The organism is Acinetobacter sp. FB, assembly GCF_056033405.1.
Genome location: NZ_CM148502.1, coordinates 2,933,829 through 2,952,299, shown reverse-complemented (window position 1 = coordinate 2,952,299; position 18,471 = coordinate 2,933,829). Strand labels below are relative to the sequence as shown.

Genomic DNA, 18,471 nt, shown 5'->3' with positions numbered 1-18,471 from the left:
CAGATGCAAATTTTTTACGATAAAGACTGTGACTTATCAATCATCCAAGGCAAAAAAGTTGCAATCATTGGTTATGGTTCACAAGGTCATGCTCATGCACTTAACTTGAAAGATTCTGGCGTTGACGTAACTGTTGGTTTACGTGCTGGTTCAGCATCTTGGAAAAAAGCTGAAAATTCAGGTCTTAAAGTATCTGAAGTTCCAGCGGCTGTTGCTCAAGCTGACTTAGTGATGATTTTGACTCCAGATGAGTTCCAATCTCAACTTTATCGTGATGTGATTGAGCCAAATATCAAAGAAGGCGCGACTTTAGCATTTGCTCATGGTTTCTCGATTCTTTATAACCAAGTTGTTCCACGTAAAGACTTGGACGTAATCATGGTTGCTCCAAAAGCACCAGGTCACACTGTACGTTCTGAATATCAACGTGGTTCAGGTGTTCCTGACTTAATCGCAATTCACCAAGATGCTTCTGGTAATGCACGTAACGTAGCGCTTTCTTACGCTTCAGGTGTAGGTGGTGGTCGTACAGGTATCATCGAAACTTCTTTCCGTGAAGAAACTGAAACTGACTTATTCGGTGAGCAAGCAGTTCTTTGTGGTGGTGCGGTTGAATTGGTTAAAATGGGCTTCGAAACTTTGGTTGAAGCTGGTTATGCACCAGAAATGGCTTACTTCGAATGCTTGCATGAACTTAAGTTAATTGTTGACTTGATGTTCGAAGGCGGTATCGCTGACATGAACTACTCAGTTTCTAACAATGCTGAGTACGGTGAATATGTGACTGGTACTGAAGTAATCAACGAACAGTCTCGTGAAGCAATGCGTAATGCATTGAAACGTATCCAATCTGGTGAATATGCGAAAATGTTCATTCAAGAAGGTGCGTTAAACTACCCATCTATGACTGCTCGTCGTCGTCAAAACGCTGCGCATGGTATCGAAGTAACAGGTAACAAGTTACGTGCGATGATGCCGTGGATTCAAGCGAACAAAATCGTAGACAAAGAGAAGAACTAAGTTTTAGTTTAATCTTTAAAAGCCCTTGTTTGTACAGGGGCTTTTTATTGGATCATCCTAATGTTATGCATTAGCGAAGCATAGCTCCAATCTTGCTTCTCATGCTTTTCTATTTCCCTGTTCCTTGTGTAGGAGAGCCTACTCAGGATTCAAGCAAACAAAATATTAGACAAAGAGAAAACTAAGTTTTATCTCTGAGTTAAAAGAAACTCTTTGTTGATAAATGAGATTTTTTAATGCTGTTGATAACAGAGTTATAACAGTATAAAAATTAAAAAAGGCTTAGTATGTATCTGAAATAAGCATTTTATATCGTGCTTAATACATGAGAAAAACAACAAAACTGCAATGAGACTTAAGTTCATAGTGTAGTTTAAAACAAATAAGAAGTAACTACTTAAATACTAAAAACACCTAGCAAAAATAAATTGGTCTTTCGGTAAAAAAGTGCAATAAAAAAAGCAAGTCTTTTCATTGGTTTGAAATGATTATATGTTTTTATTCTATTGATTTATAAAATGAAAAAGACTTGACCTTATGCTAGATGATGTTATTGTTAAGGAAAGTTTATGAATACACAATTTGTATCTTTTTTGAGTGTTAAGGATCGTTCTGATTTCGAGCAATTCGCTCAACAAATAAAAAAAAGTACTGAATAATCATGGAAGTCCTTTATGGTTCACGTTGATTACGATAGCACATGGGTCATCGTTTCCATTTTGGTTGCAGTAGCGACTTGTTATGCTGCAGTTTCAATGGAAGAGCTCGTTTTTAAGGCTGCTTATAAAAAGTTTGAGAAAAGCATTTTAGTAACGAGTGGGTTGACTTTAGGCTTGGCAATATGGGCAATGCATTTTATTGGAATGCTCGCGAGCCATTTGCCTGAAGGCTATCATTTTGATATTAGTTTGACTGTGCTTTCATATTTGATAGGCGCAACTGCTTCGGTATTTGCTGTTTGGCTAACGACTAGACCTACTTTACCTATGCCACGTCTGATTTTAGGTGCATTATTCTTAGGGCTAGGGATATCTGGAATGCATTACACGGGGATGTTGGCGCTTTCAGTTGAACACCATCAATTGAGATATGATCCATTATTGGTGATTTGTTCAGTACTCATCGCTGTATGTGGTTCCGGTTTGAGCTGTTTATTCGTTTTTAAATATAAAACCGCGGTTAAATATAAAACTGCATTAAAGGCTGTCGTTGCAATATTGATGGCTTTTAGTATTGTAGGTATGCATTACACGGGTATGGCAGCTACTTATTTTGATACAGGATTTGCGGAAGCACTTGGCTCAGCACAAACAGAGCAGGCCGTTTTATTGTTTACCATTATTTTTATTACCAGTTTGGTATTTGTTGCTGGTTTTGCCGTCGCAGTTTTAGAAGCCCGATTAGAAGAGCGTAATCAACAATTAGTTAGAATAAACAGAGAATTAGCAACTCAGTCACTGCATGATTCATTAACAAAGTTGCCGAATCGATTATATTTGACAGATTATGCGGAAGTAATATTCAGCCATCATCGCTTACGAGAAGAAAAAGCAGCATTTTTATATGTAGACTTAGATCGCTTTAAATCGGTAAATGATGCTTTTGGACACCATATTGGTGATCAACTTTTAATTCAAATGGCCAATCGGTTACATGAAAAATTAAGTTCAAGCCATAAGCTATTTCGTATTGGTGGTGACGAGTTTGTATTGATCTCTGAAAATACGGATGTTAATCAAGCGATGTTGCTGGCAGAAGAAGTTCTGCATTTTATTCAAGAAGCATATCTGATCGCGACAAAAGAAATTAATATTTCTGCAAGTTTGGGAATCGCGATGTATCCTGAGCATGGTACGAATGTTCAGGATTTATTAATTAATGCAGATGTAGCAATGTTGGCATCTAAAGAGCAGGGTAGAAATACGTTTACCGTTTTCCACTCCGCAACAGATCAGCAAGATGTTCGTAGCCAATCCAAATTAATTAATGATTTGTATAAAGCGGTAGATGAGCAGCAATTTGTTTTATTTTATCAGCCTAAATTTACTGCGAATTATCAAGTTTGTGGTGTTGAAGCGCTCATCCGTTGGAAGCATCCAAGCTTAGGTTTGTTGACTCCTCAAATGTTTATTGAGGGAGCAGAAAAAACAGGTTTGATTATTCCGATGGGATATTGGGCATTGGAGCAAGCCTGTCAGCAGATTCAAAAATGGGAACGAAGTAATAGTCCGTTCTACCCGATTGCCGTCAACTTATCTGCATTACAATTTGAAAATAAAAAACTTTTTAGTGTATTAGAACAGCTCTTAGAACAATATCAAATTCAGCCCCACAATCTTATTTTAGAAATCACTGAATCAACAGCAATGCATCATATTGATTCAAGTATTCGTACTTTAGAACGTTTGCGTAAGTTGGGTATTCGGATCGCGATTGATGATTTTGGAACTGGTTACTCAAGCTTTTTATATTTAAAAGATCTGCCTGTTGATGAACTTAAAATTGATCGCGGTTTTCTCATAGATTTACAACCAAACTCGAAAGAAGAGGCAATTCTAGAAAGTATCATTCACCTTGCCGCTAAGTTAGGCTTAATCGTCACAGCTGAAGGTGTAGAAACACAGCAACAAGCTGATATTTTAACTAATTTAGGATGCAATCAATTACAAGGTTATTTATTGGGTATACCTGTAAATGTTGAAAATTTAGTGTTGAATCGTCACAACTTTGCTTAATTTATTTTGATTTAACGATATCTATGTCATCTATTCATGAAAAAGGCTGCTCATATCTTTTCAAGTAAAAGAGATTCACAGCCTTAATTATTTTAGCAATTATAAGCACTTAATTTGAGCGCTGTTGCAACCATGCACTAACTACAGGCCAAACTGCTTGTGGTGCTTGGCTACCTGAAACCAAACCCATATGACCTCCGAGAACGATTTCAAATGTTTTATCTTGGCTACTGATCAAATCCATTAATGGTCGTACAGCTTCTGCAGTCACAATAATGTCAGTATCCCCGCCAATTGCAAGTACTGAACATTCAATATCTTTAAAATCAGCAGTTTGATCTCCAAATTTAACGAGACCTGTCGAAAGTTCGTTATCAATCCAGAAGCGTAAAATAATATCGCGCATTACACCGCCAGGATAGGCGAGCATATTGTCAACAAACGAACTTGATGTTGCGTGATTAATGACAAACTGTCGATCATTCAAATTTTTCAGTAATTGCCAATAATTTTTAAAATTACCTACTGGATCTGTGAGCTTAAATCCAAGCGTATTTTGCCAACCATGAATATGGAAATAGCGGCTCGGAATTTGACGGATTCGGAAATTAGTATTGGTCCGCACCCATTGTGCTGGGGTGTTTAACTTTTGATAAAGCTTGCCAATATAACCTGATTGATGAGTGTTAATGGGTGATGCCAAAATCATTAAATTCTTAATATTTTTATCTTTAAATAATGAGGTATAGCAAAGTGAGATAGCTCCACCGAGACTCCAGCCATACAGTGATAGTTGTTGTTGTCCGCTATGTTCACGAATTTTGCTGATAAAGTCGGGCATAAAGATTTTGATATATGTCCCGAAATTATATTTGGCTTGTTTACGGCTTGGTGTGCCCCAGTCAATCATATACACATCAAAACCTTGGCTTTGAAAGTAACGAATGAGACTGCGATTAGGAAACAAATCGAACACTAAGGTATTGGCTGCTAATGGGGGAATAATAACGAGTGGTACACGGTGTTTATTTTCACCCGATTCTACATCTGCCTTGTAAAACCGTAAGCTAATAATTTCACGTTCATAAACGATTTCAAAAGGTGTCTTTCCTGACAATGCCAGTTGATGTCCCCTCAAGAAACGATCTGCCGCATTTGAAAATACTTGTGCAGCTTGCTTACCCGCACGCGTTTTTAAGATTGATTGGGCTGTTTTAGCGTTAACAAAGGTATCTTTAACTTTAGGCAATTGAGTCATCGTGCAAGAACTCTATGGTTACAACTGTGTAGCCGCATATTAGAAGAAAAAGTCTCTAAGCTCAGTGACTCATTTGCTTAACTTGTATTCCAAAATGATCAACTTGAGACAATATTATGTGATTTGCACGATTGAATTTTGAGGTTTTGGAAAAAGAGACAGCAGGGAAACTGATTTAATTGTGGTGCACCATATATGAATTTGCATATATATGAAAATTCATATATAAAGAATTTAAAAATTAATCAGGTTTTAATTCGATGGCAACTTCATTAGATGTGACGATATATCACAATCCAGCATGTGGAACGTCACGTAACACATTGGCTTTGATTCGTAATACAGGAATTGAGCCGAATATTATTGAATATTTGAATACACCTCCGACTCGTAGCGAGTTAATTCAGCTTATTCAAGATGCGAATTTGACGGTTAGAGAAGCGATTCGTAAGAATGTTGATCCTTACTACGATCTAGCATTAGATCGTGAAGATTGGACCGATGAGCAACTGATCAGTTTTATGCTGGAGTACCCTATTTTGATCAATCGACCATTTGTGGTGACTGAACGAGGAACACATTTGTGTCGTCCATCTGAACTTGTGTTAGATATTTTGTCACTACCACAGATGGGCGCTTTTACTAAAGAAGATGGTGAGCAGGTGATTGATGAAAATGGGCAACGCGTAAATTAAAAATTTGGCTTTTATATATGGAAATTTACATATTCATATAAGCAAATAGGAAGTGAAGATGGATCAGGTGAATTTTTTTAAATGCTTAGCAGACGAAACACGTCTCAATATTGTCACTTTAGTTGCTGAGCATAAAGAATTATGTGTGTGTGACTTGACTGAAAAATTACAACTCAGTCAACCAAAGATCTCTAGACATTTAGCATTATTACGTTCATCAGGTTTATTGCAAGACAGACGACAAAGCCAGTGGGTGTATTACAGCATTCATCCAGAGTTGCCTGCTTGGTGTCATGAATTACTCAATCTCTTGGTACGTGAACAAACTTCCGCAAGTAACCAATCTCAGCCTCTCCAAATTAAAAGTTATTGTGAGTAATACCGCATGAAATTTATTTTCTTATGTACTGGAAATAGTTGTCGCAGCATTTTGTCCGAAGTACTTTTTAACAGTCGTGCACCTGAAAATTGGAAAGCATATAGTGCAGGTAGTAAGCCTTCTGGACAGGTTCATCCACTGACGATTGAAACGCTTGAAAACTTAGGCCTTTCAACTGATGGTTTGTGGAGTAAAACCATTGATGACTGTGAACAATATCAGGCAGATGTGGTGATTACAGTTTGTGACTCTGCGGCTCAGGAAGCTTGCCCACTTTATTTAGGTGGTGCAATTAAAGCACATTGGGGCTTGGCTGATCCTTCACATTTAGATTTGCCTAAATCAGAAAAATTACAAGCATTCCAAGTGACTGTAGATCATATCAACCGCCGTTTAGATGCTCTATTTGCATTGGATAGCGCAAATATGTCTCGTCCTGAATTGATTGCTGCAATCAATCAAATCTCAGATATTGAATGAGAACATCATGGCTCAGCAAAGATTATCATTTCTAGATCGTAACTTAACCCTATGGATTTTTATTGCCATGGGATTAGGAATTGCGATCGGTGTATTTTTACCTCAAGCTTCTGTTGCTTTAGATAAAATGAGTGTGGATTCCGTCAATATCCCAATTGCGATTGGTCTGATTTTGATGATGTATCCTCCCTTAGCAAAGGTTGATTACGCGGCATTGCCAGAAGTATTTAAAGATAAAAAAACGCTGACTTTATCTTTAGTGCAAAACTGGTTAATTGCACCTGTCTTGATGTTCGGATTAGCCATTATTTTTCTACAAAGCTATCCAGAATATATGACGGGCTTAATTTTGATTGGTTTAGCACGCTGTATTGCAATGGTCTTGGTCTGGAATGGTTTAGCTTGTGGTGATAATCAATATGTTGCAGCATTGGTGGCATTTAATAGTATTTTCCAGATTTTATTCTTTAGTAGTTATGCTTGGCTGTTCCTCACTTTCTTGCCGCCTTATTTTGGTATTGCAGGGCAAGTTATTCATGTAGATTTTTGGACGATTACCCATGCGGTGTTGGTTTACTTGGGTATTCCATTTTTTCTTGGTTTCATGACGCGAATGATTTTAGTGAAAGCCAAAGGTCTAGCATGGTATCAAAATGTCTTTTTGCCGAAGATCAGTCCTTTGAGCCTGTTGGCGTTGCTGTTCACGATTGTTGCAATGTTTAGCCTAAAAGGTGCTGATGTCGTGAGCTTGCCTTTCGATGTGATCCGTATTGCGATTCCATTGACGATTTACTTTGTTGTGATGTTCTTCATGAGCTTCTTTATGAGCAAATGGATGGGGAATGACTATCCGAAAACCACTGCAATTTCCTTTACTGCTGCTGGGAATAACTTTGAATTGGCATTAGCGGTCGCGATCGCAACGTTTGGTCTAGCTTCACCCGTGGCATTTACCACAGTGATTGGCCCATTGGTTGAAGTGCCTGTGCTGATTGCTTTAGTCAGTGTGTCTTTATGGCTTAGAAAAAAGTATTTTAAATCGGTGTAATTGTGATGACTCTTCCAAATATAGATATGAATTTGCTTGATCAACCCACCTTAGAAAAAGTGCAAGCGCAAGCCTTGGATCATGCACCACGTATTTTATTGTTGTACGGTTCGAATCGTGAACGTTCCTATAGTCGTTTAGCCGTGATGGAAGCAGGGCGCATCTTGGAGCACTTTGGTGCTGAAGTAAAAATCTTTCATCCTAAAGGTTTGCCCTTACCTGAAGATGCGGATATGGAACACCCAAAAGCTAAAGAATTACAGGAATTGTTGGCGTGGTCAGAGGGCATGGTGTGGTGTTCGCCTGAACGCCATGGTTCGATGAGTTCCATCTTTAAATCGCAAATCGATTGGATTCCGCTGGCAGGTGGTGCGATTCGCGCAACCCAAGGTAAAACTTTGGCATTGATGCAAGTTAGTGGTGGCTCGCAGTCTTTTAATAGTGTCAATCAAATGCGTATTTTAGGTCGTTGGATGCGCATGATTACCATCCCAAATCAGTCTTCAATTCCAAAAGCATTTTTAGAATTTGAAGAATATGGTCGTATGAAAGCATCGCCTTACTATGATCGTATCGTAGATGTGATGGAAGAATTGTATAAATTCACGCTGTTGACGCGAGGGCAGAGTAAGTATTTAACAGACCGTTATTCTGAACGGAAAGAGTCCGCTGAGGAGCTGTCGAAGCGTGTCAATCAACGTAATCTATAATGTTTATTGCTTTTCGTTAAGATAATAAAAAACAGCCTCGTCAGGAGGCTGTTTTTTATGAAAATCCATCGTTTAACGATGGATTTTCAGGTTTTAGTATTTGAAGTTCACAGACAATACTGCGCTGCGACCTTCTGCTTCAGTTGCATAATGAGATGAATATGCTTTAGTGAAATAACGCTTATCAGATAAGTTGTTTACATTAAGCTGTAAATCAACATTTTTATTTACGTTATAACGCGCCATTGCATCATAGCGAACATAACCTGGAACCCACTTGGTATTCGTGGCATTACCATAGACTTTATCCATTGCGACAGCACCAGCACCCAATGTTAAATCAGGTAAGACTTGGTATGTCGTCCAAAGTGTAGCGCTATTTTTTGCAACGTTTTGTACTTGGTTACCATTACTTGGATTTGCTTGGTAAACAGGAGCTGCAGTACTACCTACATTGGTGTAACCACCATCGACAAGTTCGCTGTCTAAATAGGTGTAACCCGCAGAAACAGCCCATTTTTCAGTAATATTTCCGTTTACGCCAAGCTCAATACCATCAACGCGTGTTTCGCCGATATTTTGAGTGGTGCCATCTTCAGCTGTAGCACGAGTATTGGTTTTTTCAGTACGGAAAATTGCTGCTGTGAGGTTTAATTTATCATTAAGAACATCCCACTTTGTTCCTAATTCATATGTTTTAACTTCTTCAGGTTTTAGGTTTTGAATTGCAGCAGTAATCCCTTCTGAACCATCACCACCATCCACACCCACAGGGTTTGCTGAAGTTGCATAGCTGACATAGATAGAACCATTTTCCACTGGTTTAAAGGTTAAACCAGCTTGGTAGTTAAAGAAATCTTTGTTGTTTTCAACAGTAACTTGATCACCAGCTTTAGCTGTGATTTTTGTATTATTTAGACCTGTCACGGCATTATTGCGTGCACCATAAGTCATGGTTTGTTTAGTTTCAAATTTATCCCAACGAACACCTAAGTCCAAAAGCCATTGTGGGCTTAACTCGATATTATCTAGGAAATAAACAGATTGGTTTTTGCTACGAATATTGTAACGATCAGCACCATCAGTACTTATACTACCTGTCCATGGAACATTGCTTGGATTTTGTACTGAGGTGCACCAACCAGAAGCAATTGCAGCAGCTTTACACGTGTTATTAGCACTCCCTGTTGAATCTAAGCCATTTAAAATATATTGAGTACGATCAGTTTTCTGATCGCTATACTCTACACCTGTATTAAAACGATGTTTAAATGCACCTGTATCAAACTTACCTGTTAGAGCAAGTTGATCTGTAAAGCCGTCCGTATCTCCAACACGAGAGTTTGTACGTCTCCAAACTGATCCATCTAGGGCGCCTGTCGTTGGATTGTAAAAGTTACCTTTAGAGTCGTCTGGGTTTGTCCACAGATAATCATTCTTAGATTTAGTGTAAACAGCTGTATTACTCAGCGTTAGGTTATCTGTTAAATCATGTTCTAATTTGAATGTACCAACATGATTTTCTTGTTTTTGGAAATCACGATCTTTCCAACCATAGTAAGTGCCTTGTTGGACATCGATAGGCTTACCATTGCCATTAAATTTAGCATTTGCATTTGTTGTAGCAAATGGGTTGTTGTATGGAATACCAGAATCTGGAATATCATCGGTTTTAAGGTAGTAGTAACTCAAGGTGCCGCGAGTTGCTGTATCTAAACCAAAGGTAATACTTGGTGCAATACCTGCACGTTTATATTCAGCACCATCATGTTGTCCCGCTTTTTCATTTTGATGGCCCATGACCACCACACGAGCTGCGACACCATTATTAAAATCTTTGTTTCCGTCTAAGGTAATACGTTCATAATTATCTGTACCACCTGAAACCGAACCCTCTAAAGCATCGCCTTTTTTAGCAACTTTAGAAATCATGTTAATGCTACCGCCAGAAGTACCTGCACCACCTAAAGCAGAGGCAGAACCCTTTGTAACTTCAACTTGTTCAACTGCAAACATCTCACGGTTTTGTGATGTTGAGTTACGAATGCCGTCTACATACATTGAGCTTTCTGAGTTATAGCCACGAATGAAAGGGCGGTCGCCGTTTGGATTACCACCTTCACCAGCACCTAAAGTAATACCAGGAATTGTACGTAAAGCATCAGAAAGGCTTGTAACTTGAGTATCTGCAATAAGCTGCTTTGAAATAACAGAAACAGATTTTGGTGTATCTAAAAGAGGAACGACAAATTTGCTATTTGAGGATTGGTCTACTTTAAGACCTTGTTCTTGTTCTGCTTGGGTATGAATTGTTGGTAATTGTACTGGCTGATCTTGAGCGATGGCTGGTACTGCAATCACGGAGAGTGAAGATGCGATTGCGGAAGATACTAATTTCTTACGTGATTTGATAAAAGACATAATCGTTCACACAGATATGAGAAAAATTTTGAGAATAATAATAATTCTTAATCATAATTTCAATTTATAACTGAACTATTTGTCGGATAGGCAGCAAAAGAAGAATGAACCTACGTCTAGGCCTTATGTACAAATAAGTTGTGGTCGTACATAGAGAATTTCTTGTGCAGATATCTATCTAAGAAAATGATGAAAAGGGAATTCTATTATTGGAAGAATTGAAACTAGATTGAAGTGTATTCTGTCGCCTAATCAAATAGTGATGAACTCTTGATTTAAAATAGGTGTTTAGTAATCACTGATAGAAATATAATTAAGGTAGGCGATCAAGAGTTGCAAAATTATCAGACCTAGCTGATCCATAAATAAAAATCCAAAATGGATCAACTATAAATAAATCTGAATGCCTATAAATATAACTTTATAAAATTTTATTGGAGTGTCAATTTTTAAATAATTAGTGTCAATATTTTTTTTAATTTTTATGGTATTTTAAAATAAAAATTGACTTTAAGAACTAAAAATAAATATTTATTAAATTTTCAATTATTTTGAGTCTTATTTTGAAATTGATGTTTAATAAATTATTTAATAATTTTTGTCAAAAGTAAAAGAGAGTAAAGTGAATAAGAAACAAGATATTATTGTAACAGCTATCAAGTTATTTGATGCTAACTCTTTTAGCTCTATTGGTGTGGATCAAATTATTCATGATTCTAGTGTTGCAAAAATGACTTTTTATAAACACTTTCCATCAAAAGAAAAATTAATAGCCTTATGTTTGCTTATAAGAAGTGTTGAAATAAGAGATGCCATACTGCATGAAATAAATTTAAAAGACGGATTTGATTACTTAGGAAAGATAAAAACAATATATGATTGGCATATCCGTTGGATATATTCAAATAATTACAATGGTTGCTTATTTCAGAAGGCGACTATTGAAATATTAAATAAATATCCTGCTTTAGCTCAAATAATTACAGAACATAAAAATTGGTTGCGAAAATTAATTGAAGAGTTGTTGATAGGTCTGCATGTCGATCAACCAAAAATTTTAACTGATATATTTTTAAATGTTATAGATGGTTTAATGATTAATATTAGAAACTACAGTGATATGTGTAAAAGTAAACAATCTTGGAGTTACATCAAAAAATTAATATTAGCGAGCCGAACGTTAAATGTCTAATACATCTGAATCTTCAGTCTTATAGCCTATATTCTTTACTTCTAGTTCTACTAAGACAAGGCTTCGGTTAAAGCTTATCTTAGCTTTCTACTTTTGAAAAACGATAAAATCTTAAGTTGAGTCTGCATGAATAAGTGCATTACTGACTTGCCTCAAGCTATAAAGTAATTGTCTTAAAAGTAAATCTTTATTACTCAATGTAACCAATATCATTGGGTGGTGAGGTGCGGTGATGGACGTCAAAATAGCTGTTCCATTTTTAGCATCGAAGGTGATGCTTTGACAGCCCGTAAGATTAATTTCATTTAAAAAAGCACTGATCATTGCAAGAATAGAGCTACTAACTGCGGCAAGTTTGGTGCTGTCATATTGCTGTTCTTATAAATAGTCTTTAGTTCAAGGCGATTCGTCAAACATAGCATGACATAACTGGTTAAAAAACCATTAGCATGATTTTTTGCTCATTGAATCAATTTTTTATGCCCTGTAGCTTGTTGATATTAAATTATCAAAAAATTTTTATAGCCACGCATGGGGAAATTTATGTTTTAAGATGGTTTCTAATTTTATTGAAAAAAATACTTAATAATTTTTTGTTTTCATTTTCTTTAAGTGTTTCTTTTTTACTATAATTGCTTTCTGATTTTAATATTCTTCTCCCATTCATTGATATCAGACATGCACATATAAACTGTTGGACTATTTCAATAGGCAGGTTTAGATCATTTGAGACTTTGCAAAGCTGAGCCCCTTGGATAAAACATGCAGAAAGTTGTAATATAATCTTTTGATCTATATTTTGATTGGGCTGTGGCCAATAAAAAATTTTATAATATTCCTCTTGATCCAATGTTAAATTTTTAAATTCAGGTGATCTCCAGAATAGATTCCAAATCCAGTCTTCTAAATTAGCTTCAGACGTAAAATTTTTTTTTGATAAATCTGATTTAGTTGCAATTTTATAATTAAAACTTTGATCTGTTTTTCTAGATAATTGCTGAGGATCAAAAAAAGCTAACCTGCTTCCAGTATCAATAATTGCTAAGCTACCATTACGATCTGATAGATGGAGTTTAGTATTCTTAAATTTGAAAATATCATTTAAGTATTTTAAATCTATAGGTTTTTTTTCTAGTGAATTTTGGTTTTTATTTGTCTGTATTGAATGTGATAAATTATTAATAATATAATACTGTATCCAGTTTTTTAGTATTGCAGTTTGTTGTATTGAGATAGATATGTCACTATTTTCTATAGTCGTAATATTTTGTTTTTCTAATATTTTCAAATATTTAATTTTTTTCTGCTTTATGAAGCGTTGGATTGTATGTGTATCGAAAATTGAATCACCAACTATGATGAGGTCTATATTTTCATCTAATGTATAAATCCAATTAAGATGTATTTGTCTTGGAGTTATTCTGCGTAATTCACTTTTTAGCTCTAAAGTTGTTTTTATGTCTAATCCAATAATTATAATATTAATATAGATTTTATTCATGATGTCACTTTTTGGTGGTTTATGTGTTGATATTTATCATAAAAGTTGGTATTTATGATTAGGGGGCTGATTTTATTTTTAAAAATAATTCTTTATGTTGATTGATATATATAATACTCTTATTTGTAGTAAAAGATAAATATCTGTTAAATTTTTAAAAATATTTTCTCTAGATATTCTTTTCATAAAGATAATCCTTAATAAATACTTTAAAATTAGTGGTATTGTTCAGATAATTATTTATTGAAATGATGTGTCAATTATCATGGATAAAATATACTGAATTTCTGAAAATGTATTGACATTAATTATATTGAAAATTGACATTTGCTTAGATTATATAAATTTCAGATAAATGGTCATCTGCAAGCACATGGATCGTTAAAAAATACATCAAGTTGGAAAAATTGATTTGAGAAAATGGATTGGTTCTTATAGTTTTTCATATGACAAAGAAAATACTTTATTAATTTGAGTGGAAGTATTCAGTCTATTCTTGATGTAATTAAAATTTAAATATATTTTTTAATCGATCACCTGAGTTATTTGATAGTTCATAAATCTTTTGGTTTCTGAAATCTCATAGAGTAGTTGAATAAAGTTTAAATATTCATCATGTGCTCACCTAGGCATAGATTTAGCTATACAACAAACTTTTGTCCTCTTTGAAGATTTTTTTCACTTCCTGAACTACAACCAACACTCATGAACTATCTAAGATTAAATATGCGAATTATTTTTTTAATGTAAGTAATTGAATAATATATTTTTGTTTAGGATTGTGATAGGGATTTCACATCGACTAGCTTTTGAGTTTTCATTAGAACTGCTTAACTAAATTCATAGATGTCAATTTTTGAGAATTTTATTGTCAATGTATTTCGGACAATATTTGCTAAAATCAATAATGTGATGTATATCACAATATCTCCAGATGATGTCAACTATACTTGTAACTTTAATGGCTAACGATATCTATTGTTTGAAGCCTTAAATGTGTCATTTTTAAGAATAGCAAAATGAAATAAATGCTTAGGATTAGATTATTTTAATGAAATTATCCAAAGGTATTTATTATTAAAATCTATTTATTGACTAGTATTATTTGGGTTTTATTTTTAATTAATTGTAAATAAGATATAGGTAATGGAATACTTTTTAAATGAATAAATCTGTTTTTTTAGGGTCCGTTGCTACTTCTCTATTAATGACCATAGTTGATTTTTGTTTTTCAAAGAAAATAAATCTTCCTGAAGAATGCTTTTTTTATCTGGATACTAAGACATTTTTACCAAATAATATCAATGAGCGCGTACCATTTCAAGTTTGGAATAATATTTTACATAAAATAAGTTTGCAGTATCCTGTAGAAGGGTTAGGTCTGGAAATTGCTCAACATATTCAGTTAGCACATGCAGGTATTTTATCTTATCTTGCTTTTTCAGAAGCTAATCTTTTAGATGCTTTATTAGATTTTATAAATTACAATCGTTTAGTTTACGATTTTAACTCTATAAAATTTTATGTTGATCAAGACTTTGTTAAAGTAAATTGGGAATATACTAGGGGGCGTCCCGGTTTGTTAATTGATGAAACTGCGATTGCCTTTACCTCTAATATGGTTAAAAAAGCGATATATCCTCATAAGATCTCAGTGAAAAAAATAAATTTTATTTATCATGAGCCCAGAAATAAAAAGATATATGAGGATTATTTTGGATGTCCTGTAATTTTTAATTCGGATGTAACTTCGATAACACTTTCATTTTCAGAGGTTGAAAGCATATTTTTACAAAGAGTTGATCCTATACTCTGTAAAATATTAAAAAAGCAGGCAAATAGATTGCTTGAAAAGTTAGAGATATACGATGATATCGAACATAGACTTTATTTAAGTATAAGATATTGCATAAAAAATAAGAATATAAATATTATTGAAGTGGCAAAACATATGGGAATCTCAAAGCAAGAATTAAAAAAAGATTTATTTGCAGCAAACATTAATTTTAATCAGGCAGTAAATAAAGTCAGGGAAAGTTTAGCAAAAGAGTATTTAAGCGACAAAAATTTTAATATGAATGAAATCTCTGATTTATTAGGATATGCGGAGCAAAGTGTTTTTCAGCGTGCTTTTAAAAACTGGACTAAAAAAACACCATTACAATTCAGAAAAGATATATTAAAAAAGAGTTAATTCTTTTTTTATTTCTGTCTTTAGACAGCAACATTCTGTTTCGTAATAATATTTTAAAAAATGATTACTTTGAGAAGCTAGCTGTCCTCGAGTTTATCTATATGAAATAAGGGTCTTCGCTTTTATCTAAAACTTACACTTAACTCGAACATCTTTTTAGCTCCGTTTCAATTTGATTTTTAGCAAGTAAAGCTTCTTGTGGATAAGTTGGTACATATCAACAATCAATAAACAAGTTCACTAAATCTGCTACAATTGCGCCAATTTCGAATTCTCACTTTTTCAGTTATGGTACATATTGAGTTATGTGTACGTAACTGTGTACATATTGAAGATTTTTCTCATGAGTTTTAAAGACGAATTAGCGACACAAGTTGCCCAACGACGTACATTTGCGATTATTTCCCACCCCGATGCGGGTAAAACTACGATGACCGAAAAGCTTCTGTTATGGGGCAAAGCTATTCAGGTTGCTGGAATGGTTAAAAGTCGTAAGTCGGATCGTGCTGCGACATCTGACTGGATGGAAATGGAAAAGGAGCGTGGAATTTCGATTACCACTTCTGTCATGCAATTCCCTTTTAAAAGTCACACTATCAACTTACTCGATACACCAGGTCACGAAGACTTTTCTGAAGATACTTATCGTACTTTGACTGCTGTTGACTCTGCATTAATGGTGATTGATGGAGCAAAAGGTGTTGAGGAGCGTACGATTAAATTGATGGAAGTGTGTCGTATGCGTGACACACCGATCATTTCCTTTGTCAACAAAATGGATCGTGAAATTCGCGAGCCTCTAGAGTTGCTTGACGAAATTGAAAATGTTTTAAATATTCGCTGTGTCCCAATTACATGGCCTCTAGGTATGGGGCGTGACTTTGCAGGGGTTTATAACCTACTTGAAAACAAGTTATATGTTTATAAAGCAGGTTTTGGCTCGACGATTACGGACATTGAAGTGCGTGATGGTTATGATCATGCCGATATTCGTGATAAAGTGGGTGAATTAGCTTGGGCTTCTTTTGAAGAATCACTTGAGTTAGTTCAAATGGCCAATGAACCACTTGATCGTGAATTATTTTTACAAGGTAAACAAACGCCTGTACTTTTTGGTACTGCCTTAGGAAACTTTGCAGTAGATCATGTGCTTGATGCATTTATCAATTGGGCACCAGAACCAAAAGCACATCCAACACAAGAACGTACAGTAGATGCCAATGAAGAGGGTTTCACTGGTTTTGTTTTTAAAATTCAAGCCAATATGGATCCGAAACATCGTGACCGTATTGCCTTTATGCGTATTTGCTCAGGTAAATATGAAAAAGGCTTGAAAATGAATCATGTACGCATTGGTAAAGATGTACGTATTAGTGATGCATTAACCTTCCTTGCGGGTGAACGTGAACATTTGGAAGAAGCTTGGCCTGGAGACATTATCGGTTTGCATAACCATGGTACGATTCAGATCGGCGATACATTTACCAGTGGTGAAAAATTACATTTCACAGGTATCCCACACTTTGCACCTGAAATGTTCCGCCGAGTTCGTTTACGTGATCCGCTCAAATCTAAGCAATTACAAAAAGGTTTGAAAGAATTATCTGAAGAAGGTGCAACACAGGTATTTATGCCTCAAATTAGTAATGACTTGATTGTTGGTGCAGTCGGTGTGTTACAGTTTGATGTGGTCGCTTATCGTTTGAAAGAAGAATATAAAGTTGACTGTATTTATGAGCCTGTCAGTGTGCATACGGTTCGTTGGGTGCATTGTGATGACGAAAAGATATTAAATGAGTTTAAGAAAAAAGCACACGATCAACTCTCTGTTGATGGTGGAGGTCACTTAACTTATCTTGCACCAAGCCGTGTAAACTTGCAGTTAATGCAAGAACGCTGGCCAGATATTCAGTTCCGTAACACGCGAGAACACTAAAATGCACAAAAACAGCTTCTAAATTAGAGGCTGTTTTTAATTGAACGATCTAAAAAAGGATGATGAGATGAATACTTTAAAACCACTTTTTGCTGTCAGTATAATGATTGGAATGATGGCTTTAACGGCATGTGATCATCCTAAAAAAAATGAGACTGATACAGCTCAAAACAAAAATCAAGTATCAACGCATACTGAAAAAGCCGAAGTCCTGCCATACCTCAATATGCAAGAAGCTAAAGCGGATTATGCCTTGCCGTTCTGTGAAAAGAAGAACTGTATTGATGTCGATATTCAAACTATCAAAACCCAAGATGCGTGGCTTAACACATGGATTGCAAAAAATCAGGCCAATGTGATTCAACAACAAATTGAGCAAAACAAGAATTTAACCTTACAGCAAGCCGTGAATGCTTATGTGAAAAAGTCAGATGAATGGCAAGATAAATATTCTAAAAATAAAGCGTATGAGCTGCACTTAACGACACGTATTGCTTCACAGCGTAATCAGTATGTGTTGTTGCAAATTGGCGTTGATACACAGCAAGAAGATATTGCGGTTAAAGACAGATTTTACTTTTTCGTTGCTGATCGTAAGTTACAAAAAAATATAACAGTACTCGATGTGATACAGAAAAATCAGCAAAATGAATTAAATAATATTATTCAAGCACATTATCAACAATGGATTGAAAAACAAAGTACAGAAGTGAAGAAACAAGTTCCTAAAAAACTGTATTGGGGGCAGGCAGATTGGTTCTTCGATGGGGAAGGAATCGGCTTGCATTATCGTGCCAATGAAATAAGTAAAGATGCACCGCAGTTAGATATTTATTTAACGACCGAACAAAGCAAACAGATGCTACAACCTGAAATTTATCAGCAAATGTTTTAATCTACTT

Annotated in this window: 14 protein-coding genes and 1 pseudogene; 11 read left to right on the top strand and 4 right to left on the bottom strand. The window is 35.2% G+C overall.

The features are described from left to right. The first annotated feature begins 3 nt into the window (after positions 1-3). Both ilvC and AC0JIQ_RS14045 read left to right on the top strand, forming a co-directional pair. Positions 4-1,020 (top strand): ketol-acid reductoisomerase, encoded by a 1,017-nt coding sequence (ilvC, locus tag AC0JIQ_RS14050; RefSeq protein ID WP_004659026.1) that lies wholly within the window; start codon positions 4-6, stop codon positions 1,018-1,020. Positions 1,021-1,694: 674 nt separating this feature from the next. Next, on the top strand, positions 1,695-3,755 hold the full coding sequence (locus AC0JIQ_RS14045) for a bifunctional diguanylate cyclase/phosphodiesterase (protein ID WP_474202003.1): 2,061 nt from the start codon (positions 1,695-1,697) through the stop codon (positions 3,753-3,755). Positions 3,756-3,864: 109 nt separating this feature from the next. Here the strand turns inward: AC0JIQ_RS14045 and AC0JIQ_RS14040 are convergent, their stop codons facing one another. Continuing rightward, the gene (locus AC0JIQ_RS14040) at positions 3,865-5,013 is read right to left on the bottom strand and encodes an alpha/beta fold hydrolase (RefSeq protein WP_474202002.1); all 1,149 of its coding nucleotides are present in this window, start codon (positions 5,011-5,013) and stop codon (positions 3,865-3,867) included. Between the two features lie 260 nt (positions 5,014-5,273). On the opposite strand from AC0JIQ_RS14040, the gene arsC reads away from it, so the two are divergent. From arsC to arsH, 5 genes are read left to right on the top strand one after another with little or no spacing between them, the layout of a single operon-like run. Beyond that, the gene (gene arsC, locus AC0JIQ_RS14035; RefSeq protein ID WP_474202001.1) at positions 5,274-5,708 is read left to right on the top strand and encodes an arsenate reductase (glutaredoxin); all 435 of its coding nucleotides are present in this window, start codon (positions 5,274-5,276) and stop codon (positions 5,706-5,708) included. Positions 5,709-5,766: 58 nt separating this feature from the next. Beyond that, positions 5,767-6,087, top strand: a complete 321-nt coding sequence (locus AC0JIQ_RS14030; protein WP_474202000.1) for a metalloregulator ArsR/SmtB family transcription factor — start codon at positions 5,767-5,769, stop codon at positions 6,085-6,087. A gap of 6 nt (positions 6,088-6,093) precedes the next feature. Continuing rightward, complete coding sequence (locus AC0JIQ_RS14025; RefSeq protein ID WP_474201999.1) at positions 6,094-6,567, top strand: arsenate reductase ArsC; 474 nt, start codon at positions 6,094-6,096, stop codon at positions 6,565-6,567. A gap of 7 nt (positions 6,568-6,574) precedes the next feature. After that, complete coding sequence (gene arsB, locus AC0JIQ_RS14020) at positions 6,575-7,615, top strand: ACR3 family arsenite efflux transporter (RefSeq protein WP_004659015.1); 1,041 nt, start codon at positions 6,575-6,577, stop codon at positions 7,613-7,615. Between the two features lie 5 nt (positions 7,616-7,620). Beyond that, a complete protein-coding gene (arsH, locus tag AC0JIQ_RS14015) occupies positions 7,621-8,325 on the top strand; it encodes an arsenical resistance protein ArsH (RefSeq protein WP_474201998.1) in 705 nt (234 codons plus the stop codon). Between the two features lie 93 nt (positions 8,326-8,418). Here the strand turns inward: arsH and AC0JIQ_RS14010 are convergent, their stop codons facing one another. After that, positions 8,419-10,746 (bottom strand): TonB-dependent receptor, encoded by a 2,328-nt coding sequence (locus AC0JIQ_RS14010; protein WP_474201997.1) that lies wholly within the window; start codon positions 10,744-10,746, stop codon positions 8,419-8,421. Positions 10,747-11,368: 622 nt separating this feature from the next. Here AC0JIQ_RS14010 and AC0JIQ_RS14005 point away from each other — a divergent pair. Further along, positions 11,369-11,938, top strand: a complete 570-nt coding sequence (locus AC0JIQ_RS14005; RefSeq protein WP_474201996.1) for a TetR/AcrR family transcriptional regulator — start codon at positions 11,369-11,371, stop codon at positions 11,936-11,938. A gap of 111 nt (positions 11,939-12,049) precedes the next feature. Here AC0JIQ_RS14005 and AC0JIQ_RS14000 read toward each other — a convergent pair. Both AC0JIQ_RS14000 and AC0JIQ_RS13995 read right to left on the bottom strand, forming a co-directional pair. Then, a pseudogene (locus tag AC0JIQ_RS14000) lies at positions 12,050-12,411 on the bottom strand (roadblock/LC7 domain-containing protein). 68 nt (positions 12,412-12,479) lie between these two features. After that, positions 12,480-13,439, bottom strand: coding sequence for a hypothetical protein (locus AC0JIQ_RS13995; protein ID WP_474201995.1), 960 nt, complete (start codon positions 13,437-13,439; stop codon positions 12,480-12,482). 1,162 nt (positions 13,440-14,601) lie between these two features. On the opposite strand from AC0JIQ_RS13995, the gene AC0JIQ_RS13990 reads away from it, so the two are divergent. From AC0JIQ_RS13990 to AC0JIQ_RS13980, 3 genes are all read left to right on the top strand, one after another. After that, entirely contained in the window at positions 14,602-15,633 is a 1,032-nt protein-coding gene (locus tag AC0JIQ_RS13990) for an AraC family transcriptional regulator (RefSeq protein WP_474201994.1), read from the top strand. Positions 15,634-15,976: 343 nt separating this feature from the next. Next, positions 15,977-17,569, top strand: a complete 1,593-nt coding sequence (locus tag AC0JIQ_RS13985) for a peptide chain release factor 3 (protein ID WP_474201993.1) — start codon at positions 15,977-15,979, stop codon at positions 17,567-17,569. Positions 17,570-17,636: 67 nt separating this feature from the next. After that, positions 17,637-18,464, top strand: coding sequence for a hypothetical protein (locus AC0JIQ_RS13980; RefSeq protein WP_474201992.1), 828 nt, complete (start codon positions 17,637-17,639; stop codon positions 18,462-18,464). The last annotated feature ends 7 nt before the right edge of the window (positions 18,465-18,471 follow it).